The sequence below is a fragment of the Streptomyces sp. NPDC041814 genome (genome assembly GCF_055590565.1).
Genome location: NZ_JBVJAM010000002.1, coordinates 66,586 through 83,103, shown reverse-complemented (window position 1 = coordinate 83,103; position 16,518 = coordinate 66,586). Strand labels below are relative to the sequence as shown.

Sequence of the window (16,518 nt, the reverse complement as noted above, 5' to 3'; positions counted from 1 at the left end):
TGTACGTTCCGTGCCGCCGGGCTCAGTCGAGCCGGAGGCTTTCCGGCGGGCCCAGGTAGCTGGGTTCGAGGCCGCCGGTGTCGATCACCAGGTTCTGGAGGACCACCGTAGGGTCGACCATCCAGAATTTCAGCACATGCACCCCGGGCCCGGAGACGCGGTGGACCGTGCCGGTGATGTTGACGTTGTCGGAGGTGTGCCGGGCCCACTGGGGGTTCATGGTCCCGTCGTCGGCCCCCGTCGCCTTCGTGACGTTCACCCGCTGGGGGGCGGCGTCGTCGAGGGAGACCGCGTACGTCAGCCCGTCGGTCGGCAGCGCGTTGTTACGGGGCGAGAGGTACGCGTACACGGTGACCGGCCCGGAGGTGAAGAGGCTGACCCGGTACTCCAGGCGCGGGCTCCGGCCGCCGGGCGTCTGCCGGGCCGCTGTGACCGGGAACGGCTCCATGCCGGCCCCCGTGCGCCCGATGTCCGGGATGCGCTGCCAGCTGACGCCCCCGCCGCCTACTGCCCGGTGATAGTGGTCGGCCTCGATGGACACGTATCCCCCGGCCTCCACGAACCCGCCGAGCCGGGCGCGGGAGAGCGTCGGGCGGTCCGCCACCGCCGTGACGGTCACCTCCGCCCCGTCCGGCCCGGTCACGGTGACCGGGACCCGGGTGACGCCCTTCGGCGCCCGGTCCCAGTCGACACGCAGGGTGATCCGGTCCTGAGTGGTGACGCGGCCGCGCACCCGGTCGGCGGTCAGCCAGGACACTCCGGTGCGCACCCGGTAGTCGAAGGGGACGCTGCCCCGGTTGAACACCTCGATGTACTGGGCGGGCCGGGTCTGGTAGGGGCTGAACACCGGCAGCACCGCGGGCTCGGTCTCGTGCGGCCACCACGACGCGGAGCCGTCCACGGCGACGCCCATCGCGGCCCGCGCGGGCAGGTCGATGCGCTTGACGGCCGGGAAGAGCACGTCCTTGATGGCCACGTTGTCGATCTCGGGCTGCTGCCAGGGGGCGTTGGGCCCGTAGCGTGCGACGTCGCCGTAGTCGATGTGCGGCTGGGTCTGGAAGCCCTGCCACTTGCCGCCCGCGATCTTCGTGTTGAAGCGGTCGGCCAGGGCGAAGTCGTCGGCGAGCCGCGCCTCCGCGGTGGCCGCCAGCTCGTTGGTGAGGGCCCGGCCCTGGGCCGCGTAATGGATGTTGGTGAACTCCGCCTCGCGCAGCGCGTACAGGTTGGCGGTGGCCGCGACCTCGTAGCCGACGAGTTCGTACCAGGCGTCCTGGGCGGAGGCGGGCAGCCGCCGCCCGACCCGGGCGGCGCGCTCGCCGAGCAGGCGCCACTCCTCGGTGACGCGTTCCAGCTCGCGGTAGTGGACGAGGCCGAAGGGGGACGCCTGGTCGTCGTAGACCACGGCCGAGCTGTCGGTCGCGGGGTCCTTGGCGGGGTCGAGGGTGATCCGGCGGTTGAGCAGCTCGGGCTTGCGGCGGGCCTGGAGCCGGGCGTACTCGCGCAGGACGGAGGCGATCTCGGCGGCCTGCTTCTCGCCGAAGTTCTGCCGGGCGTACGTCTCCTCCCACTCCGGCAGCCGGTCCAGGGGCCAGCGCTCCGGGTTCCAGGCGTACTCCAGGAAGAACTGCGTGGGCAGTTCGTTGCCCTTGAGGTCGCCGACGTTGGTGACCCACAGTCCGTGGTTGCCGTAGGCGTGGCACTGGTGGAGCTGGTCCCACATGTTGGGCAGCGACGCGGTGTCGACCCACTTGTAGTTGCGGCCGACGCCGACGTAGTCGAAGTGGTAGTAGAGCCCGTAGCCGCCCTGCCGCGGGCCCTCGGCGGGGTCGGGCAGCTTGCGGATGTTGGCCCAGTTGTCGTCGGTGAGGACCACGGTGACGTCGTCGGGGACGCGCAGCCCCCGGTCCCAGTAGCGCTGGACCTCCTTGTAGAGGGTCCAGACCTGCGGGATCGTGGTGACGTCCTTGCCGGAGACCTCGGCGAGGATCTGCCGCTGGGTGGCGATGATCTCGGTCATCAGCTCGATGCCGTCGCCGTCGGGGAGGCTGACGTCGCCGTTGCCCCGCATGCCGAGCGTGACGACGCCTTCGAAGTCCTCGTCCTTCATCCGGCGGATGCCGTCGGCCCAGTACGCCTTGAGCGCGTCGGCGTTGCGGCGGAAGGACCACTCGCCGGTGCCGCCGTAGGGGTCGTGGCCGGGGGTGGTGATGTTGCCTTCACCGTCGCGCACGGCGGCGACGGCGTGCCGGTTCCACTCCTCGATGCCGCGCATCATGGGCGCCTCGTGCGAGGTGCCCATGACGACGCCGTACGCCTTGGCGGTGGCGTGGTTGAGCGGGTCGTCCTCGGCGAAGGCGCGGCCCCAGACGGCCGGCCACAGGTAGTTGGCCTTGAGCCGGAGCATGACCTCGAAGACGCGGGCGTAGAAGTCCGCGTTGAAGCCGCCCTCGAAACCGGGCGCCTTGCCGGGCCCGAAGTGTGCGGGGGCCCAGGTGCCGAGCGCCGGGTTCTCGTCGTTGATGAAGAAGCCGCGGTACTTCACGGCCGGGGTGCCCTGGGTGTGCCGGCCGGGCAGTACGTGGATCTCGTCGCGGTGTACGGGGGTGACGTCGTCCCACCAGTACCAGGGCGAGACGCCGATGCCGCGCGAGACGTCGTACGCGCCGAAGATCGTCCCGCGCTGGTCGCTGCCCGCGATGACGAGGGCGCGTTCGACGCCGGGCAGCGGGCGGTCGACGACGGTCTGGAGGCTGGTCTCCCACTTGCCCCGGATCGAGGAGACGTCGAGCCGGCCGTCGGCGACCAGCCGGTCGATCAGGGGGCTGCGCCCCACGGTGCCGACGATGGTGATCTCGCGGGCCGAGGGCACCGCCCCGTGCGAGAGGGCGGGGCGGACTCCGGTGACGCGTTCGATGTCGTCGCGGAGGTCGCCGGCGGCCCGGACCACGCCCGGCCAGTCCCGGTCGCTGACCAGGACCGGTGTCGCCCGTCCGCGTCCGACCAGCGGGAAGCTGCCGCGCCGGGCGGTGAACGAGATGTAGGCGCCGGGGTCGGTGGGCCGGGGCGCGGGGCCGTGTCCGGTGGCGGACGCCTCACCGGTCAGTCCGACGAGGGAGCCGAGGGGGGTGGCGCCGAGGGCGGTGATCCCGAGGCCGAGGCCCAGGACCGACCGGCGGCTGGTGGGCCGGGGGGTTCCGGTGTCGGGGCTGTCGCTGTCCATCCTGCTGTCCTCCTCCCCGCTCAGTTGCGGCCGGCGGCGAGCAGCAGGTCGTCGCGCAGGGCGCTGTAGGCGGGCTTGGCCTTGTAGTTCTCGTCGAAGAGGTTGGCCGCGCCCTCACCCTCGAAGGTGTCGGGCACCCAGGAGTACTTGTCGGTGAAGCCCCAGACGGTGAAGTCGGTGCACTTGCGGGTGAGCAGGCAGCCGCGCAGCAGTACGTCGTAGCCCTCGGCCTGGGCCTCCTGCTTGGTGCTGTCGGAGGGCATCGGGATACGGACGTCGGCCTCGGTGATCGCGGTCTCCAGGCCGAGGTCGTCGAACCGCTTCATGTTCTCGGCGATGTCGTGGGGGGCGTTGTACTGGACGGACAGATGGCCCTGGATGCCGACGCCGTCGATCGGTACGCGCTGCTTGCGCAGTTCGACGACCAGGTTGTAGAGGGCGGTGCTCTTCGCGTTGACGCCCTCGATGTTGTAGTCGTTGATGAACAGCTTGGCCTTGGGGTCGGCCGCGTGGGCCCAGCGGAAGGCGTCCGCGATGTAGCCGGGGCCGAGCTTCTGGAGCCAGATGCTGTCGCGCAGGGTGCCGTCGTCGTTGAACACCTCGTTGACGACGTCCCACTGCCAGATGCGCCCCTTGAAGTGGCGGGCCTCGTCGGTGATGTGCTTGCGGAGGATGGCGCGCAGCTCGTCGGCGGAGAAGTCGCCGGTGGTGAGCCAGCTGGGCAGCTGGTTGTGCCAGAGCAGGGTGTGTCCGCGCACCAACTGGCCGTTGGCGCGGGCGAAGTCGACCAGCTTGTCGGCCTCCTTCCAGTCGTACTGGCCGCGAGTCGGCTCGACGACCTCCCACTTCATGACGTTCTCGGGGGTGACCGAGCTGAACTCGCTCGCGGCCTTGGCACGGTAGGGCTCGTCGTCCGCCAGGGCCGCCATGTCGACGGCGGTGCCGATGCGCACGCCCGACCGCAGGCCGAGGCCGCCGAGGGTGTCGGACCGCGTGTCCTTGTGCCCGCGTCCGGTGTCCTCATGGGCGAAGGCGTTGATGGTGCACGGGGCGAGCAGTGCCGCGGCGGCGGTGCCGACCAGGACAGCCTTGATTGGCTTGCGCATGACAGAACCCTTCGAGAGTGCGCACGTCCGGGCCCCGGCGACCGGGGAGGCGTGCACGGGTGTGGGTGTTTCGAAAGTTTCGTGGATCTGGGGACCGGGTGGCGGCGCTGCGGTAAGGGCCGCGGCGCCACCACCCGGAGTACGGGTGCGGTCAGCCCTGTACGGGCGCGGCCGCCGGCACGGCTTCGACCTCCGCGTCGCACACCAGCCGGCGACTGTGGTCGACGGTGCGCTCGGGACCGGTGAGGCGCAGGTGCACCGTGTGCCGGATGTCCTCGGCACCGCTGGACGTCGCGAGCCGCAGCTCCAGCGCGCCCGGCTCCACGATGCGCCGCCCGCCGATGCCGGTGAAGGACACCAGGTCGGCGTGGAACCGGAAGCGCACCCGCGCCTCCTGGCCCGCGTCGAGCGACACCCGGGCGTAGCCGATGAGCCGGTTGTCGGGCCGGGTCGTCTGGGCGACCGGGTCGTGCACGTACAGCTGGACCACCTCCGCGCCCGCCCGGTCCCCGGTGTTGCGGACGGTGAGCTCGATGTCGGCGGAGCCGTCGGTGGGGACCTCCTCCGGGGCGGGGGCGCCGGGCTCCCAGGCGAAGGAGGTGTACGTGAGGCCGTGGCCGAAGGGGTAGAGCGGCGTCGGGTCCAGGTTGCTGACCCCGTTGGCGAGCCCGAGGGGCGGCTGGAGGTAGGTCCAGGGCTGGCCGCCCGGGTGGCGCGGTACGGAGACCGGCAGCCGGCCGGAGGGGCTGACCCGGCCGGAGAGCACGGAGGCCAGAGCGGGGGCGCCCTCCTCACCGGGGAAGAACGCCTGGACCACGGCGGCGGTGCGGTCCGCCCAGCGGCCGAGCGCGTACGGGCGGCCGGTCAGCAGGACCAGGACGACCGGGGTGCCGCTGTCCAGCAGCGCGTCGAGCAGTTCGCCCTGCACACCGGGCAGCGCGAGGTCGTCGGCGTCGCAGCCCTCGCCCGAGGTGCCGCGCCCGAAGAGTCCGGCCCGGTCGCCGAGCACGGCGACGCAGACGTCCGCGTCCCGGGCCAGGTCCACCGCCTCCGCGAACCCCGAGGTGTCGGTGCCGTCCACCTCGCAGCCGGGGGCGCCGGTGACCGTCGCGGCGGGAAACTCACCGCGCACCGCGTCGAGCACGGTCGGGATCTCGATGCCCATGGCGGTCTCGGGGTGCAGGACGCCGACGTGGCTGGGGAAGGAGTAGCAGCCGAGCATGGCGAGGGCGTCGTCGGCGCGGGGACCGATCACCGCGATCCGCCCGGTCCCGGCGAGCGGCAGCGCCCCCTGCGGGTTGGCGAGCAGGACCACGGCCTGTTCGGCGAGTTCGCGGGCGAGGGCGCGGTTGCGCGGCGGGTCCAGGTCGATGGTCTCGCGCGCCTGCTCCGGGTCCGTGTCGCGCAGGAGGGCGGGGAGCGGGCTCCAGTCGGGGTCGAGGAGCCCGAGTTCGCACTTCTGGAGGAGGACCCGGTGCAGCGCGCGGTCGACCAGGGCTTCGGGGACCGTACCGGCCAGGACGGCGGCGGCGAGTTCTTCGCCGTAGCTGCGGACGGTGGGCAGTTCCACGTCCACCCCGGCCTGCAGGGCGAGGCGGGCGGCGTCGGCCCGGCCCTCGGCGACCTTGTGCAGGGTCTCCAGGAAGCCGATGGCGAAGTAGTCGGCGACGACGGTCCCCTCGAAGCCCCAGGTGTCGCGGAGCAGCCCGGTGAGCAGGGCGGGGTCCGCGGCCGACGGGACGCCGTCGATCTCCGCGTACGACTGCATGACGGAGCGGGCGCCGCCGTCGAGGAGGGCCATCTCGAAGGGCGGCAGGATGACGTCGGCGAGTTCCCTGGCCCCGGCCCGGACCGGCGAGAGGTTGCGGGCGCCGGCCGATGCCGCGTACCCGGCGAAGTGCTTGAGGGTGGCGACGATGCCGGCGGACTCCAGGCCCTTCACGTAGGCGGTGCCGATGGTGGCGACGAGGTAGGGGTCCTCGCCGATGGTCTCCTCGACGCGGCCCCAGCGCAGGTCCCGCACGACGTCCAGGACCGGGGCGAGGCCCTGGTGGATGCCCACGGACCGCATGTCGCTGCCGATCCGGTGCGCCATCTCGGTGACCAGGTCCGGGTTCCAGGCGGCACCCCAGGAGAGCGGGACGGGGTAGGCGGTGGCGCCCCAGGCGGTGAAGCCCGCCAGGCACTCCTCGTGCGCGAGGGCCGGGATGCCGAAGCGGCCGGCGCCCGCGATGGCCCGCTGGGCGCGGGCGAGCGAGATCGCGCCGACGGCCGGGTCGACCGGGGCGGTGCCGAAGGGGCGGGTCAGCTGACCCAGGCCGCGCGGGATCAGCGCGTCCCAGTCGATGGTGTCGACCATCTCGTTCTGGTGCGGGGCGACCCCGTCCCCGTCGGCGTCGGCGCCCACCCAGATTCCGTACAGCTGGGCGGTCTTCTCCTGGAGGGTCATCCGGGAGACGAGATCGGCCACACGCTCCTCGGGGGCGAGCGAGGGGTCCTGCCAGGGGCCGTCGACGGCGGTGGCCGCTTCGGTCCTGCGGGCATGCGGAACAGGGGGGTTTGCCATGGCGGCGGAGATTCCTCTCAAGAGTGCGGTGGTACGCGGCGGCATGGGAGCGCTACTTGCCGCCCACCCCCATCAGTCCGTTGACCAGTGCCTTCCGTGCCACGAGGTACACGGCGAAGATCGGTACGACGGAGAGCACGATCGCGGCGAGCACGGCCGGGATGTTCACCCCGAACTGGGACATGAAGTTGAAGAGACCGAGGGTCAGCACCCGGTTCTCCTCCGACTGGGTCAGGATCAGCGGGAACAGGAAGCCGTTCCACGCCTGGAGCGCCGTGTAGATCGCGACCGTGCTGATGCCCGCCTTGGACATCGGGATCGCCAGCTGCCACAGCATCCGCAGCGACGAGGCGCCGTCGAGCGCCATGGCCTCGTACATCTCCTCGGAGACGTCGCGCATGGTGCCGCTGAGGATCAGCACCGCCACCGGCATCGCGAACGCGGCGGTCGGCAGGATGATGGCCGTCAGGCTGTCGTACAGGCCCATCTTGCTGATGAGCAGGTAGAGCGGCACGATCACGGCCTGGGCGGGGATGGCGACGCCGAGCAGGAAGGTGCGGAAGGCGAGTCCGGAGAGCCTGCTGCGGGTGCGTACAGCGACGTACGCCACGGGGATCGAGAGGACCAGCACGATCGCCGTGGTCGCCACGGCGACGATCGCCGTGTTGGAGAGCATCGTGGAGAAGCCGCTGTCCAGCACCGTGCGGTAGTTGTCGAGCGTCGGGTCGGTCGGGATGGCCAGCGGATCGCCGTTCAGCGCCTCGTCCTGGTGCATCAGCGAGGACGAGACCAGCGTGTAGAGCGGGACGATCACGAGCACGAGCCAGACCAGCGAGCCGAGGCCGGCCAGCGGGTTGCCCCACTTGCGGCGGCGCGCGGCGGTGGCCGGGCGGGTACGGGTCAGGGGCCGTGCGGGGCGCGCCGCGGGGCGGGTGTCGATCGACATCGCGTCACATACCTTCCCGGGTGGAGCGCATGTTCCCGAAGCCGCTGAAGCGGACGAGGATCAGCGAGATCGCGGTGGCCACGACGACGAGGGCGGTCGCGATCGCGGCGGCGTACCCGAGGTCGTAGGTCTGGAAACCGGTGCGGTACATCAGGTACGGCAGGATGGTGGTGTCCGTACCCGGACCGCCCTTGGTCATGATGAGCACGGTGTCGAAGTAGGTCAGCGAGCCGACGATCATCAGGACCGAGGAAGTCGTGATGGTGTTGCGCAGCTGCGGCAGGGTGATGTGGAAGAACTGCCGGAACATGCCGGCGCCGTCGATCTCGGCGGCCTGGTAGAGCACCTGCGGGATCTGCCGGGTGCCGCCCTGGTAGATCAGGGTGTGGAAGGGCATGAACTGCCAGCCGCCGACGAACGCCACGGTGAGCAGGGCGCCGGTGGACGAGCCCATGATGTTCGGGTCGATGCCGAACCAGGGGCCGATCTCCTTGATGACCCCGAAGTTGGGGTCGAGCAGCGCGTGGAACAGCATCGCGATGGCCGTGGTGGACAGCAGCAGCGGGATGAAGAAGACCGCGGAGAGCACGGCGCGGCTGCGCTGCCGGCCGGCCGCCCAGACGCCGAGGAGCAGGGCCACCGGGGTCTGGAAGGCCCAGCTGATGGTGGTGAGGAGCAGGCTGAGCCAGGCGGCCTGGCGGAACTCGGGGTCCTTGAAGAGCCGGGTCCAGTTGGCCGTGCCGGCGGAGGTCGGGGAGTTCAGCCCGTCCCAGTGGCAGAAGGAGAGGTACACGGCGATCGCCAGCGGGACGATCGCGAAGAGGGCGAAGAAGAGGATGCCGGGCAGCGCCCAGGCGACCGGCGGGCGGCCGACGTTTCCGACGGCCGCCTTCCGTCCTCCGCGCACCTTCGGTGACGAGGAGACGTGGGACATTGTTACTTGACGGCCTTCATTGCGGCGACGAACTGCTCGGGCGTGGACTTGCCGGCGAACAGCTTGCTGATCTCGGTGAGCAGCGGGGTGGCGATCTTGGACTCCAGCGCCTGGTCCCACGACAGGGTGAAGTCGGGGGCCTTCTGGACCATCTCGTACTGGTCGGTGGCGAACTTCGGGTTCGGCGATCCGCTCAGCATGGAGGCGGCGTTGGAGGTGGTGGGCACGTCGCCGTTGTCCACGAGGGCCTGCGCGTAGGACTTGGAGGCCATGGTCTTGAGGAAGGCTATGGCCGCGTCCTTGTGCTTGGTGCGGGCGTTGACCGACCAGTAGTTCGTGGGGTTGCCGACCACGTCGGCCGCGTCGCCGACGCCGCCCGCGACGGTCGGGAAGCTCGTCCAGCCGAGGTCCTTCTTGGCGAAGTCGGGCGCCTTGCCGAGCTGGGTGGAGTACTCCCACGAGCCCATCAGGTGCATGGCCGCCTTGCCCTTGTTGAGCAGGGTGGGCGCGCCGCCGTTGCCGTAGTCGACGGAGTTGAAGTTCTCGCCGAACGCGCCGTCGTCGACGAGCTGCTTGACGGTCTGGGCGGTCTTCAGGACGGCCGGGTCGCCCCAGGCGGAGCTGTCACCGTTCTGGATCTTGCGGAAGACGTCCGGGCCACCGATCCGGTCGAGCAGGTACTCCATCCACATCAGCTCGGGCCACTTGTCGGAGCCGCCGAGGGCGAACGGCGTGATGCCCTTGTCCTTGAAGGTCTTGATGGCCTTCTGCAGGTCCTCCCACGTCTTGGGGACCGTGACGTTGTTCTCGGCGAAGAGGGTCTTGTTGAAGAAGAGCATCACGGGCTGCATCCCGCGCATCGGGACGCCGTAGACCTTGCCGTCGAGGCTGCCGGCCGTGACGATCGAGGGCAGGAAGCCGTCCTTCAGGGTGGCGTCGCTCTTGAACGTCGAGCTCAGGTCGACCAGCTGGTTCGCGTCGACGTACGGCTTGATGGAGCCGCCGCCCCAGTTGAAGAAGATGTCGGGGGCGCTGGGGGAACCCATGGCGCTGCGGAGCTTGTTGACGTAGTCGGTACCGGGCACCGAGACGAGCTTGACCTTGACGTCGGAGGTCTTGTTGAACTCCTTGACCGCCGCCTGCTGCACCTTCACCGCGTCGTCGCCGTAGACGTACGCGGTCAGCGTGCCGCCGCCACCGCCGCTGCCGCTGCCGCTGTCCGATCCGCAACCCGCGAGGACTCCCGCCATGACCATGGCCGCACCGGCGGCGGTCCATCTCGCCGCGCGCTTGCCCTGAGTGAAAATTCCCGACCGCATGACCGCACCTCTGTCGAATCTTTCGGAGTTGCTTGCGAATGTTGCCGGAACCGTACGGTTGGGTTTCGGGCCAGTCAAGAGGTCGCGGCCACCGAATTTTTCGCCGGGGCTCCCGGGACCGATGCAGGGCAGGGCGGCTACGATTCGCTCTATGAGCCCCGCAAACGTCCAGTCACATCAGGAGAATGCGCCTGCCGCAGCGCCGTCGGACGGCACTGCCACGCTGGCGGAAATCGCCCGAGCGGCCGGAGTCTCGGCTCCGACAGTTTCGAAGGTGCTGAACGGCCGCGCCGATGTCGCGCCCGGTACGCGCACCAAGGTCGAGGAGCTGCTGCTCCAGCACGGCTACCGCCGCAGACGCGGCTCGACCACGCAGTCGCAACTCATCGACCTGGTCTTCCACGAGCTCGACAGCGCGTGGGCCATGGAGGTCGTACGAGGGGTGGAGAACGTCGCACGCGAGGAGGGGCTGAGCCTGGTCCTCTCGGAGAGCGCGGGCCGCCTCAGCCCCGGGCAGACCTGGGTCGACGGGGTGCTGGCGCGCCGGCCGGTCGGCGTCATCCTGGTGCTGTCCGACCTCACCGCCGCCCAGCGCGCGCAGCTCACCAGCCGCAGCATCCCGTACACGGTGGTCGACCCGGCCGGAGACCCGGGCGACGACATCCCGTCGGTCGGCACGACGAACTGGCAGGGCGGTCTCGCCGCGACCCGCCACCTCACCGGCCTCGGCCACCGCAGGATCGGCGTGGTCGGCGGACCGACCCGCATGATGTGCAGCCGGGCCCGGGTGGACGGCTACCGGGCCGCCCTGGAGACGGCGGGCATCCCGATAGACGCGTCACTGATCCGCGAGGCCGAGTTCTCGCACGAGGCGGGATACGCGGCCGGGATGGAACTGCTGCGCTCGGCGGACCGGCCGACCGCCGTCTTCGCGGGCAACGACCTCCAGGCGCTCGGGGTGTACGAGGCGGCGCGCGAGCTCGGTCTGCGCATCCCGGAGGACCTGAGCGTGGTGGGCTTCGACGACCTGCCGCTCACGCGGTGGATCGGGCCGCCGCTGACCACGGTGCGCCAGCCCCTGATCGAGATGGCCGAGACGGCGGCCCGGCTGGTCCTGGACCTGGGCCGGGGCCGGCAGCCCGCGACGACCCGGGTGGACCTGGCGACGAATCTGGTGGTCCGCAGCAGCACGGCACCGCCCTGCCGCTGAGACGGGCACGCCCGGACCCGGAGGGACACCCCGGGGCCGTGGTCCGGGCCGCTGTCAGTGCCGGGGTGCAGACTGACCGATATCCGGCACAACGGCGTTTCGGGAGGTTCGGTCATGACTGATGTACTGCTCACCGTGGGCACCCGCAAGGGACTCTTCATCGGCCGCAGGCGCGGCGGTACATGGGAGTTCGAGGAGCCGCACTTCAACGCCCAGGCGATCTACTCGGTCGCCATCGACACCCGGCGCGGCCGGCCCCGGCTGCTGGTGGGCGGGGACAGCGCGCACTGGGGCCCGTCCGTCTTCCACTCCGACGACCTGGGTGCGAGCTGGGTCGAGCCGAAGACCCCGGCGGTGAAGTTCCCCGAGTTCACCGGGACCTCGCTGGAGCGGGTGTGGCAGTTGCAGCCGGCGGGGCCCGAGGCGCCCGGCGTGGTCTACGCGGGCACGGAGCCGGCCGCGCTCTTCCGGTCCGAGGACGGCGGCGAGTCCTTCGAGCTGGTGCGCCCGCTGTGGGAGCACCCGACGCGTTCGCGGTGGGTGCCGGGCGGAGGCGGCGAGGGGCTGCACACGATCCTGACCGACGAGCGTGACGCGCGCGCCGTGACGGTCGCGGTCTCCACCGCCGGGGTGTTCCGGACCGCGGACGGCGGCGCGAGCTGGGCCCCGGCCAACAAGGGGGTCTCGGCCGTCTTCCTGCCCGACCCGGACCCGGAGTTCGGCCAGTGCGTGCACAAGGTCAGCCGGGACGCGGCCGATCCGGACCGCCTCTACCTCCAGAACCACTGGGGCGTCTTCCGCAGCGACGACGCCGGGGGCAACTGGACGGACATCGGCGCGGGCCTGCCCTCGGACTTCGGCTTCGCCGTCGCCGCCCACCCGCACCGCGCGGACACGGCGTACGTCTTCCCGATCAACGCCGACGCCGACCGGGTGCCCGCCGAGCACCGCTGCCGGGTCTTCCGGACGACCGACGCGGGCGCCCACTGGGAGCCGCTGTCGGCGGGCCTGCCGGAGAGCGCGCACTACGGCACGGTGCTGCGCGACGCGCTCTGTACGGACGACGCGGACCCGGCCGGGGTCTACTTCGGCAACCGCAACGGCGAGTTGTACGCGAGCGCGGACGACGGGGACACCTGGCAGCAGCTCGCCTCGCACCTCCCGGACGTGCTGTGCGTGCGGGCGGCGGCGGTCGAGATGTGAGGTGTGCTTCCTACGGAAGCCGCCAGTCGACCGGCTCGGCGCCCTGGGCGACGAGGAGTTCGTTGACCCGGCTGAACGGCCTGGACCCGAAGAAGCCGCGATCGGCGGACATCGGGGAGGGGTGGGCGGACTCGATCGCCGGCAGGTCGCCGAGCAGCGGCCGCAGATTGCGGGCGTCGCGGCCCCAGAGCACGGACACCAGTGGCTTGCCCCGGGCTGCCAGGGCGCGGATGGCCTGCTCGGTGACCTCTTCCCAGCCCTTGCCGCGGTGGGCGCCGGGCGAGCGGGGCGCGGTGGTCAGCGCCCTGTTCAGCAGCAGTACGCCCTGGCGGGTCCACGGGGTCAGGTCGCCGTTCGACGGCCGGGGCAGCCCGAGGTCGGCGTTGAGCTCGCGGTAGATGTTCTCCAGACTGCCCGGCAGCCTGCGCACCTCCGGGGCGACCGCGAAGCTCAGACCGATCGCCATCCCCGGTGTGGGGTACGGGTCCTGACCGACGATCAGGACCCGTACGTCCTCGAAGGGCTGCTGGAACGCGCGCAGCACGTTCGCCCCGGAGGGGAGGTAGGTGCGGCCGGCCGCGACCTCCGCACGCAGGAAATCGCCCATCGCCGCGATGCGCCCCGCCACGGGGGCCAGGGCGTCGGCCCAGCCGGGCTCGACTACTTCGTTCAACGGTCGCGCTGTCACGAAAGATCACCCTACCGGCGCAACGCGGCACCCCGGGGATAGGGTGCTGCCCGTCCCTCACCTCTTCGCCCCCGGGAGCCGGTCCATGACGTCACACGGACAACCGGGCACGTATGTACTCGGGGTGGATTCGGGCGGCTCAGGACTCCGGGTGGCGCTGGGCACGGCCGAGTCGGACGCCCCCTTGGCCACCGTCGCGTGCGGTGGTCCGGTGCGCACCGGACCGCGCGGCATCGACGCCGCCCACCTCCTGGACCAGGTGCTGCCCGCCGTACGGGGCCTGCTCGACGCGCACGGGCCCGGCGGGCGGATCACCGCCGCGGCGGTCGGTGCCGCGGGGATGGCCACGCTGGGCGACGCGTTGCGCGCCGAACTGCCGGGCGCCCTGGCGGACGCGCTGGGAGTGCGCCGGATCGCGCTCGCGGCGGACGCGGTGACCGCGTACGCCGGTGCGGTCGGGCAGCGGCCGGGCGCGGTGGTGGCCGCCGGCACCGGGCTGATCGCGCTCGGCACGGACCTGATCCGGTGGCGGCGGGCGGACGGCTGGGGGCACCTGCTGGGCGACAGCGGGGGCGGCGCCTGGATCGGGCGGGCCGGGCTCGACGCCGCGATGCGCGCGTACGACGGGCGGCGCGGCGGTTCGCCCGCGCTGCTGGCCCGCCTGGAGACGGTGTTCGGACCGCCGCAGGAGCTGCCCGGTCTGCTCTACCCGCGCGCCGACCGGCCCGCCCTGCTGGCCTCGTTCGCGCCGGACGTGGCCGCCTGCGCGGACCGCGACCCGGTCGCCGAGGGCATCCTGCGGGGAGCCGCCGCGCACATCGCGGAGGCGGCCGCGGCGGTGTGCCCGGAGGCGGGGGCGGACCAGGAAGGCTGTGAAGTCGCGCTGACCGGCGGGCTGTTCCGGATGGGCGAGCCGCTGCTCGTACCGCTGCGCGAGGAACTGGCGCGGTTGCTGCCCCGGGCTCGGGCGGTCCCCGGTTCGGGTGATCCCCTGATCGGTGCGCTGCGCATCGCCCAGGCCCTCGACACCGGGGGGCTGCGGCTGCCCCACCACCCGACGCTGCTCTGCGTTCCGGCACCCGGCCCCGCTCACAGGGCGACGGGCGCGTGAACGCTGACGACAGATCAGGGCAGTTGCCCGGTAAGCCACCGATCGGATAAAAGCGGACAGAGGCCGCTCCACCGGACCCTCCCCGAGCAGGGAGCCGTCCGAAACCAGTAGCATGCGGCGCCATGAGCACCCCCACTGGGCCCGCTTCCGGCCTGCCTGTACGAATGCCGCGACCTCGCCAGTCCGGACGGCACCGCCGCCCGGAGCCCGTGGTCGCACCCGAGGGCGCTGCCGCGCTCGTTCTCGCCGTTCCCGGTACTCCTTCCGCGACCAGCCGCAGTCTGGCCGAGGAAGTCATCAGCATCGCCCGTTCCGAGCTGCCCGGTCTGAACGCCCTGATCGGTTACGTGGACGGGGACGACGCCGAGTACCCGGCGCTGGCCTCCGTGATCGCGCATTCCGCCGCCGAGCGCACCGCGCGCTACGAGCAGGCGCTGGCCGTGGGCCGTGAGGTCGCCGAGCCCGAGGGCCCGGCCGCCGTGGTGGTCCCGCTGCTCGCGGGTCCGGACAGCGCGCTGGTGCAGCGGATACGCCAGGCGATCACCGACAGCGAGGCCCCGGCGGAGCTGACCGATGTGCTCGGTCCGCACCCGCTGCTGGCCGAGGCGCTGCACGTCCGGCTGTCGGAGGCCGGGCTGGCCCGCGCGGACCGGGCCAGGCTCTTCACGGTGGCGACGGCCGCCGACGGCATCGTGCTCGCCACGGTGGGCGGCGAGGAGGCCGTGCAGGCGGCGGGGATCACGGGCATGCTGCTCGCGGCCCGGCTCGCGGTGCCGGTGATGGCCGCCGCGCTCGACGTGGAGGGTTCGGTCGCCGCGATCGCCGATCAGCTGAAGGGCTCCGGCTCGCTCCAGCTGGCCGTGGCGCCGTACCTGGTGGGCCCCGAGGTGGCGGAGGGCCTGCTGGACGCCGCGGCGAAGGAGGCCGGCTGCGCGAGCGCCGAGCCGCTGGGCGCGTATCCGGCGATCGGCAAGCTGGTCCTCTCGATGTACACCTCGGCCCTCGGGATCGCTCCCGCGGTGGCCCAGGCCGCGCAGGCCCGCTGATCCAGCATGCGTGAGGCCCCGGCCCGGACGGCAGTCCGGGCCGGGGCCTCACCCGTTTCAGCCGAAGACCACGCAGGACGCCGCCGGGGCGTCCAGGGTTCCCCTGTGGGCCGGGACACCGGTCTCCGGGTCGACGGTGAACCAGGCGACGTTCCCGCTGCGCTCATTGGCCGCGTAGAGCCGGCGTCCGGCCGGGTCCAGCGCGAGGTCGCGGGGCCAGTGCCCGCCGCAGCCCACCGTCGTGACCAGGGCCGGGTGCTCGCCGGTCGCGTCGAGCGCGAGGACGGAGATGCTGTCGTGGCCTCGGTTGGCCGCCCAGACGAAACGGCCGTCGTGGGCGACGACGACCTCGGAGGCGTAGCTCTCGGCGGTCACGCCCTCCGGGAGCACCGGGGTCTCGCCGACCGGCTCCAGGACCCCGGTCGTGGCGTCCCAGCGGCACACGGTGAGCGTGGGCTCCAGCTCGTTCAGCACATAGGCGTGGCGGCCCGCGGGGTGGAAGGCCAGGTGGCGCGGGCCGGTGCCGGGGCGCAGGGCCGTCTCGCCGTGCGGGCGCAGCTCGCCGGTGGCCGGGTCGACCGCGCAGACCCGTACCGAGTCGGTGCCGAGATCGACGCTGAGCACCCAGGCCCCGGAGGGGTCGGGCAGGACCTGGTGGGCGTGCGGGCCCTCCTGGCGGTCCGCGACCGGGCCGCCGCCCTCGTGCGCGAGGACCGCGGCGACGGGGCCGAGCGTGCCGTCCCCGGCGACGGGCAGCACGCTGACGCTGCCCGAGCCGTAGTTCGCGGTGACCAGGTGACCGGCGGCGAGGGTGAGGTGGGTGGGGCCGTCGCCGTCCACCGGCCGGACCGTGCCGAGGAGACGCGGTTCGTGCGTGCTGACGTCGAGAGCCGCCGCACCGCCCGGCTCGGTCTCGCTGACCGTGTAGAGGACCGTGCCGCCGGGGCCGAGCGTGAGGTAGGAGGGGTCGGGCACGGCGTCCGTGGCCCCCAGGACCGTGAGCGCGCCGGTCTCCGCGTCCACGGCGGCGACGGTGACGCCCCGCCCGCCCGCCGAAGTGAACGACCCGATGAATGCCCGTCCCGCTCCGTTGCTGCTGTCCACCGCTGCTCCTCCCCGCCGGCTGTGCGCGGCGGACGTGGCCGTCGTGATCTTTTGCGGCGACGGTA

At 72.2% G+C, this 16,518-nt stretch carries 12 protein-coding genes; 4 read left to right on the top strand and 8 right to left on the bottom strand.

The features are described from left to right. Nucleotides 1-22 precede the first annotated feature (22 nt). The 6 genes from ACZ6C6_RS05755 to ACZ6C6_RS05730 all read right to left on the bottom strand — a co-directional run bounded on the left by ACZ6C6_RS05755 (nucleotide 23) and on the right by ACZ6C6_RS05730 (nucleotide 10,028). Nucleotides 23-3,220 (bottom strand): glycosyl hydrolase 115 family protein, encoded by a 3,198-nt coding sequence (locus tag ACZ6C6_RS05755; protein WP_469199455.1) that lies wholly within the window; start codon nucleotides 3,218-3,220, stop codon nucleotides 23-25. 20 nt (nucleotides 3,221-3,240) lie between these two features. Then, complete coding sequence (locus ACZ6C6_RS05750; RefSeq protein WP_469199453.1) at nucleotides 3,241-4,326, bottom strand: endo-1,4-beta-xylanase; 1,086 nt, start codon at nucleotides 4,324-4,326, stop codon at nucleotides 3,241-3,243. A 151-nt stretch (nucleotides 4,327-4,477) separates the two neighbouring features. After that, complete coding sequence (locus ACZ6C6_RS05745; RefSeq protein ID WP_469199451.1) at nucleotides 4,478-6,892, bottom strand: beta-xylosidase/alpha-l-arabinosidase; 2,415 nt, start codon at nucleotides 6,890-6,892, stop codon at nucleotides 4,478-4,480. Between the two features lie 52 nt (nucleotides 6,893-6,944). Continuing rightward, nucleotides 6,945-7,838, bottom strand: a complete 894-nt coding sequence (locus ACZ6C6_RS05740; RefSeq protein ID WP_469199449.1) for a carbohydrate ABC transporter permease — start codon at nucleotides 7,836-7,838, stop codon at nucleotides 6,945-6,947. Nucleotides 7,839-7,842: 4 nt separating this feature from the next. Then, on the bottom strand, nucleotides 7,843-8,772 hold the full coding sequence (locus ACZ6C6_RS05735) for a carbohydrate ABC transporter permease (protein ID WP_330311040.1): 930 nt from the start codon (nucleotides 8,770-8,772) through the stop codon (nucleotides 7,843-7,845). Nucleotides 8,773-8,774: 2 nt separating this feature from the next. Further along, entirely contained in the window at nucleotides 8,775-10,028 is a 1,254-nt protein-coding gene (locus tag ACZ6C6_RS05730; RefSeq protein ID WP_469200836.1) for an extracellular solute-binding protein, read from the bottom strand. Between the two features lie 337 nt (nucleotides 10,029-10,365). On the opposite strand from ACZ6C6_RS05730, the gene ACZ6C6_RS05725 reads away from it, so the two are divergent. Together ACZ6C6_RS05725 and ACZ6C6_RS05720 are read left to right on the top strand one after the other, a co-directional pair. Next, complete coding sequence (locus tag ACZ6C6_RS05725; RefSeq protein WP_469199447.1) at nucleotides 10,366-11,301, top strand: substrate-binding domain-containing protein; 936 nt, start codon at nucleotides 10,366-10,368, stop codon at nucleotides 11,299-11,301. Between the two features lie 114 nt (nucleotides 11,302-11,415). Further along, nucleotides 11,416-12,504: a WD40/YVTN/BNR-like repeat-containing protein gene (locus tag ACZ6C6_RS05720; protein ID WP_469199445.1), complete on the top strand. Its 1,089-nt coding sequence runs from the start codon at nucleotides 11,416-11,418 to the stop codon at nucleotides 12,502-12,504. Nucleotides 12,505-12,514: 10 nt separating this feature from the next. On the opposite strand, the gene ACZ6C6_RS05715 is transcribed toward ACZ6C6_RS05720, so the two are convergent. Beyond that, on the bottom strand, nucleotides 12,515-13,192 hold the full coding sequence (locus ACZ6C6_RS05715; protein WP_469199443.1) for a uracil-DNA glycosylase: 678 nt from the start codon (nucleotides 13,190-13,192) through the stop codon (nucleotides 12,515-12,517). A gap of 85 nt (nucleotides 13,193-13,277) precedes the next feature. Between ACZ6C6_RS05715 and ACZ6C6_RS05710 the strand changes: the two genes are divergently transcribed. Both ACZ6C6_RS05710 and ACZ6C6_RS05705 read left to right on the top strand, forming a co-directional pair. Next, a complete protein-coding gene (locus ACZ6C6_RS05710; protein ID WP_469199441.1) occupies nucleotides 13,278-14,303 on the top strand; it encodes an N-acetylglucosamine kinase in 1,026 nt (341 codons plus the stop codon). Between the two features lie 122 nt (nucleotides 14,304-14,425). Further along, on the top strand, nucleotides 14,426-15,349 hold the full coding sequence (locus tag ACZ6C6_RS05705) for a sirohydrochlorin chelatase (RefSeq protein ID WP_469199439.1): 924 nt from the start codon (nucleotides 14,426-14,428) through the stop codon (nucleotides 15,347-15,349). Between the two features lie 57 nt (nucleotides 15,350-15,406). On the opposite strand, the gene ACZ6C6_RS05700 is transcribed toward ACZ6C6_RS05705, so the two are convergent. Then, nucleotides 15,407-16,453, bottom strand: coding sequence for a lactonase family protein (locus tag ACZ6C6_RS05700; RefSeq protein WP_469199437.1), 1,047 nt, complete (start codon nucleotides 16,451-16,453; stop codon nucleotides 15,407-15,409). Nucleotides 16,454-16,518: the final 65 nt, after the last annotated feature.

What these genes read in the sequence shown, in the direction of transcription:
- ACZ6C6_RS05710 (WP_469199441.1), top strand. Translation starts at nt 13,278, where the DNA reads ATGACGTCACACGGACAACCGGGCACGTATGTACTCGGGGTGGATTCG.
- ACZ6C6_RS05755 (WP_469199455.1), bottom strand. Translation starts at nt 3,220, where the DNA reads ATGGACAGCGACAGCCCCGACACCGGAACCCCCCGGCCCACCAGCCGC.
- ACZ6C6_RS05740 (WP_469199449.1), bottom strand. Translation starts at nt 7,838, where the DNA reads ATGTCGATCGACACCCGCCCCGCGGCGCGCCCCGCACGGCCCCTGACC.
- ACZ6C6_RS05745 (WP_469199451.1), bottom strand. Translation starts at nt 6,892, where the DNA reads ATGGCAAACCCCCCTGTTCCGCATGCCCGCAGGACCGAAGCGGCCACC.
- ACZ6C6_RS05730 (WP_469200836.1), bottom strand. Translation starts at nt 10,028, where the DNA reads ATGGTCATGGCGGGAGTCCTCGCGGGTTGCGGATCGGACAGCGGCAGC.
- ACZ6C6_RS05720 (WP_469199445.1), top strand. Translation starts at nt 11,416, where the DNA reads ATGACTGATGTACTGCTCACCGTGGGCACCCGCAAGGGACTCTTCATC.
- ACZ6C6_RS05705 (WP_469199439.1), top strand. Translation starts at nt 14,426, where the DNA reads ATGAGCACCCCCACTGGGCCCGCTTCCGGCCTGCCTGTACGAATGCCG.
- ACZ6C6_RS05750 (WP_469199453.1), bottom strand. Translation starts at nt 4,326, where the DNA reads ATGCGCAAGCCAATCAAGGCTGTCCTGGTCGGCACCGCCGCCGCGGCA.
- ACZ6C6_RS05735 (WP_330311040.1), bottom strand. Translation starts at nt 8,772, where the DNA reads ATGTCCCACGTCTCCTCGTCACCGAAGGTGCGCGGAGGACGGAAGGCG.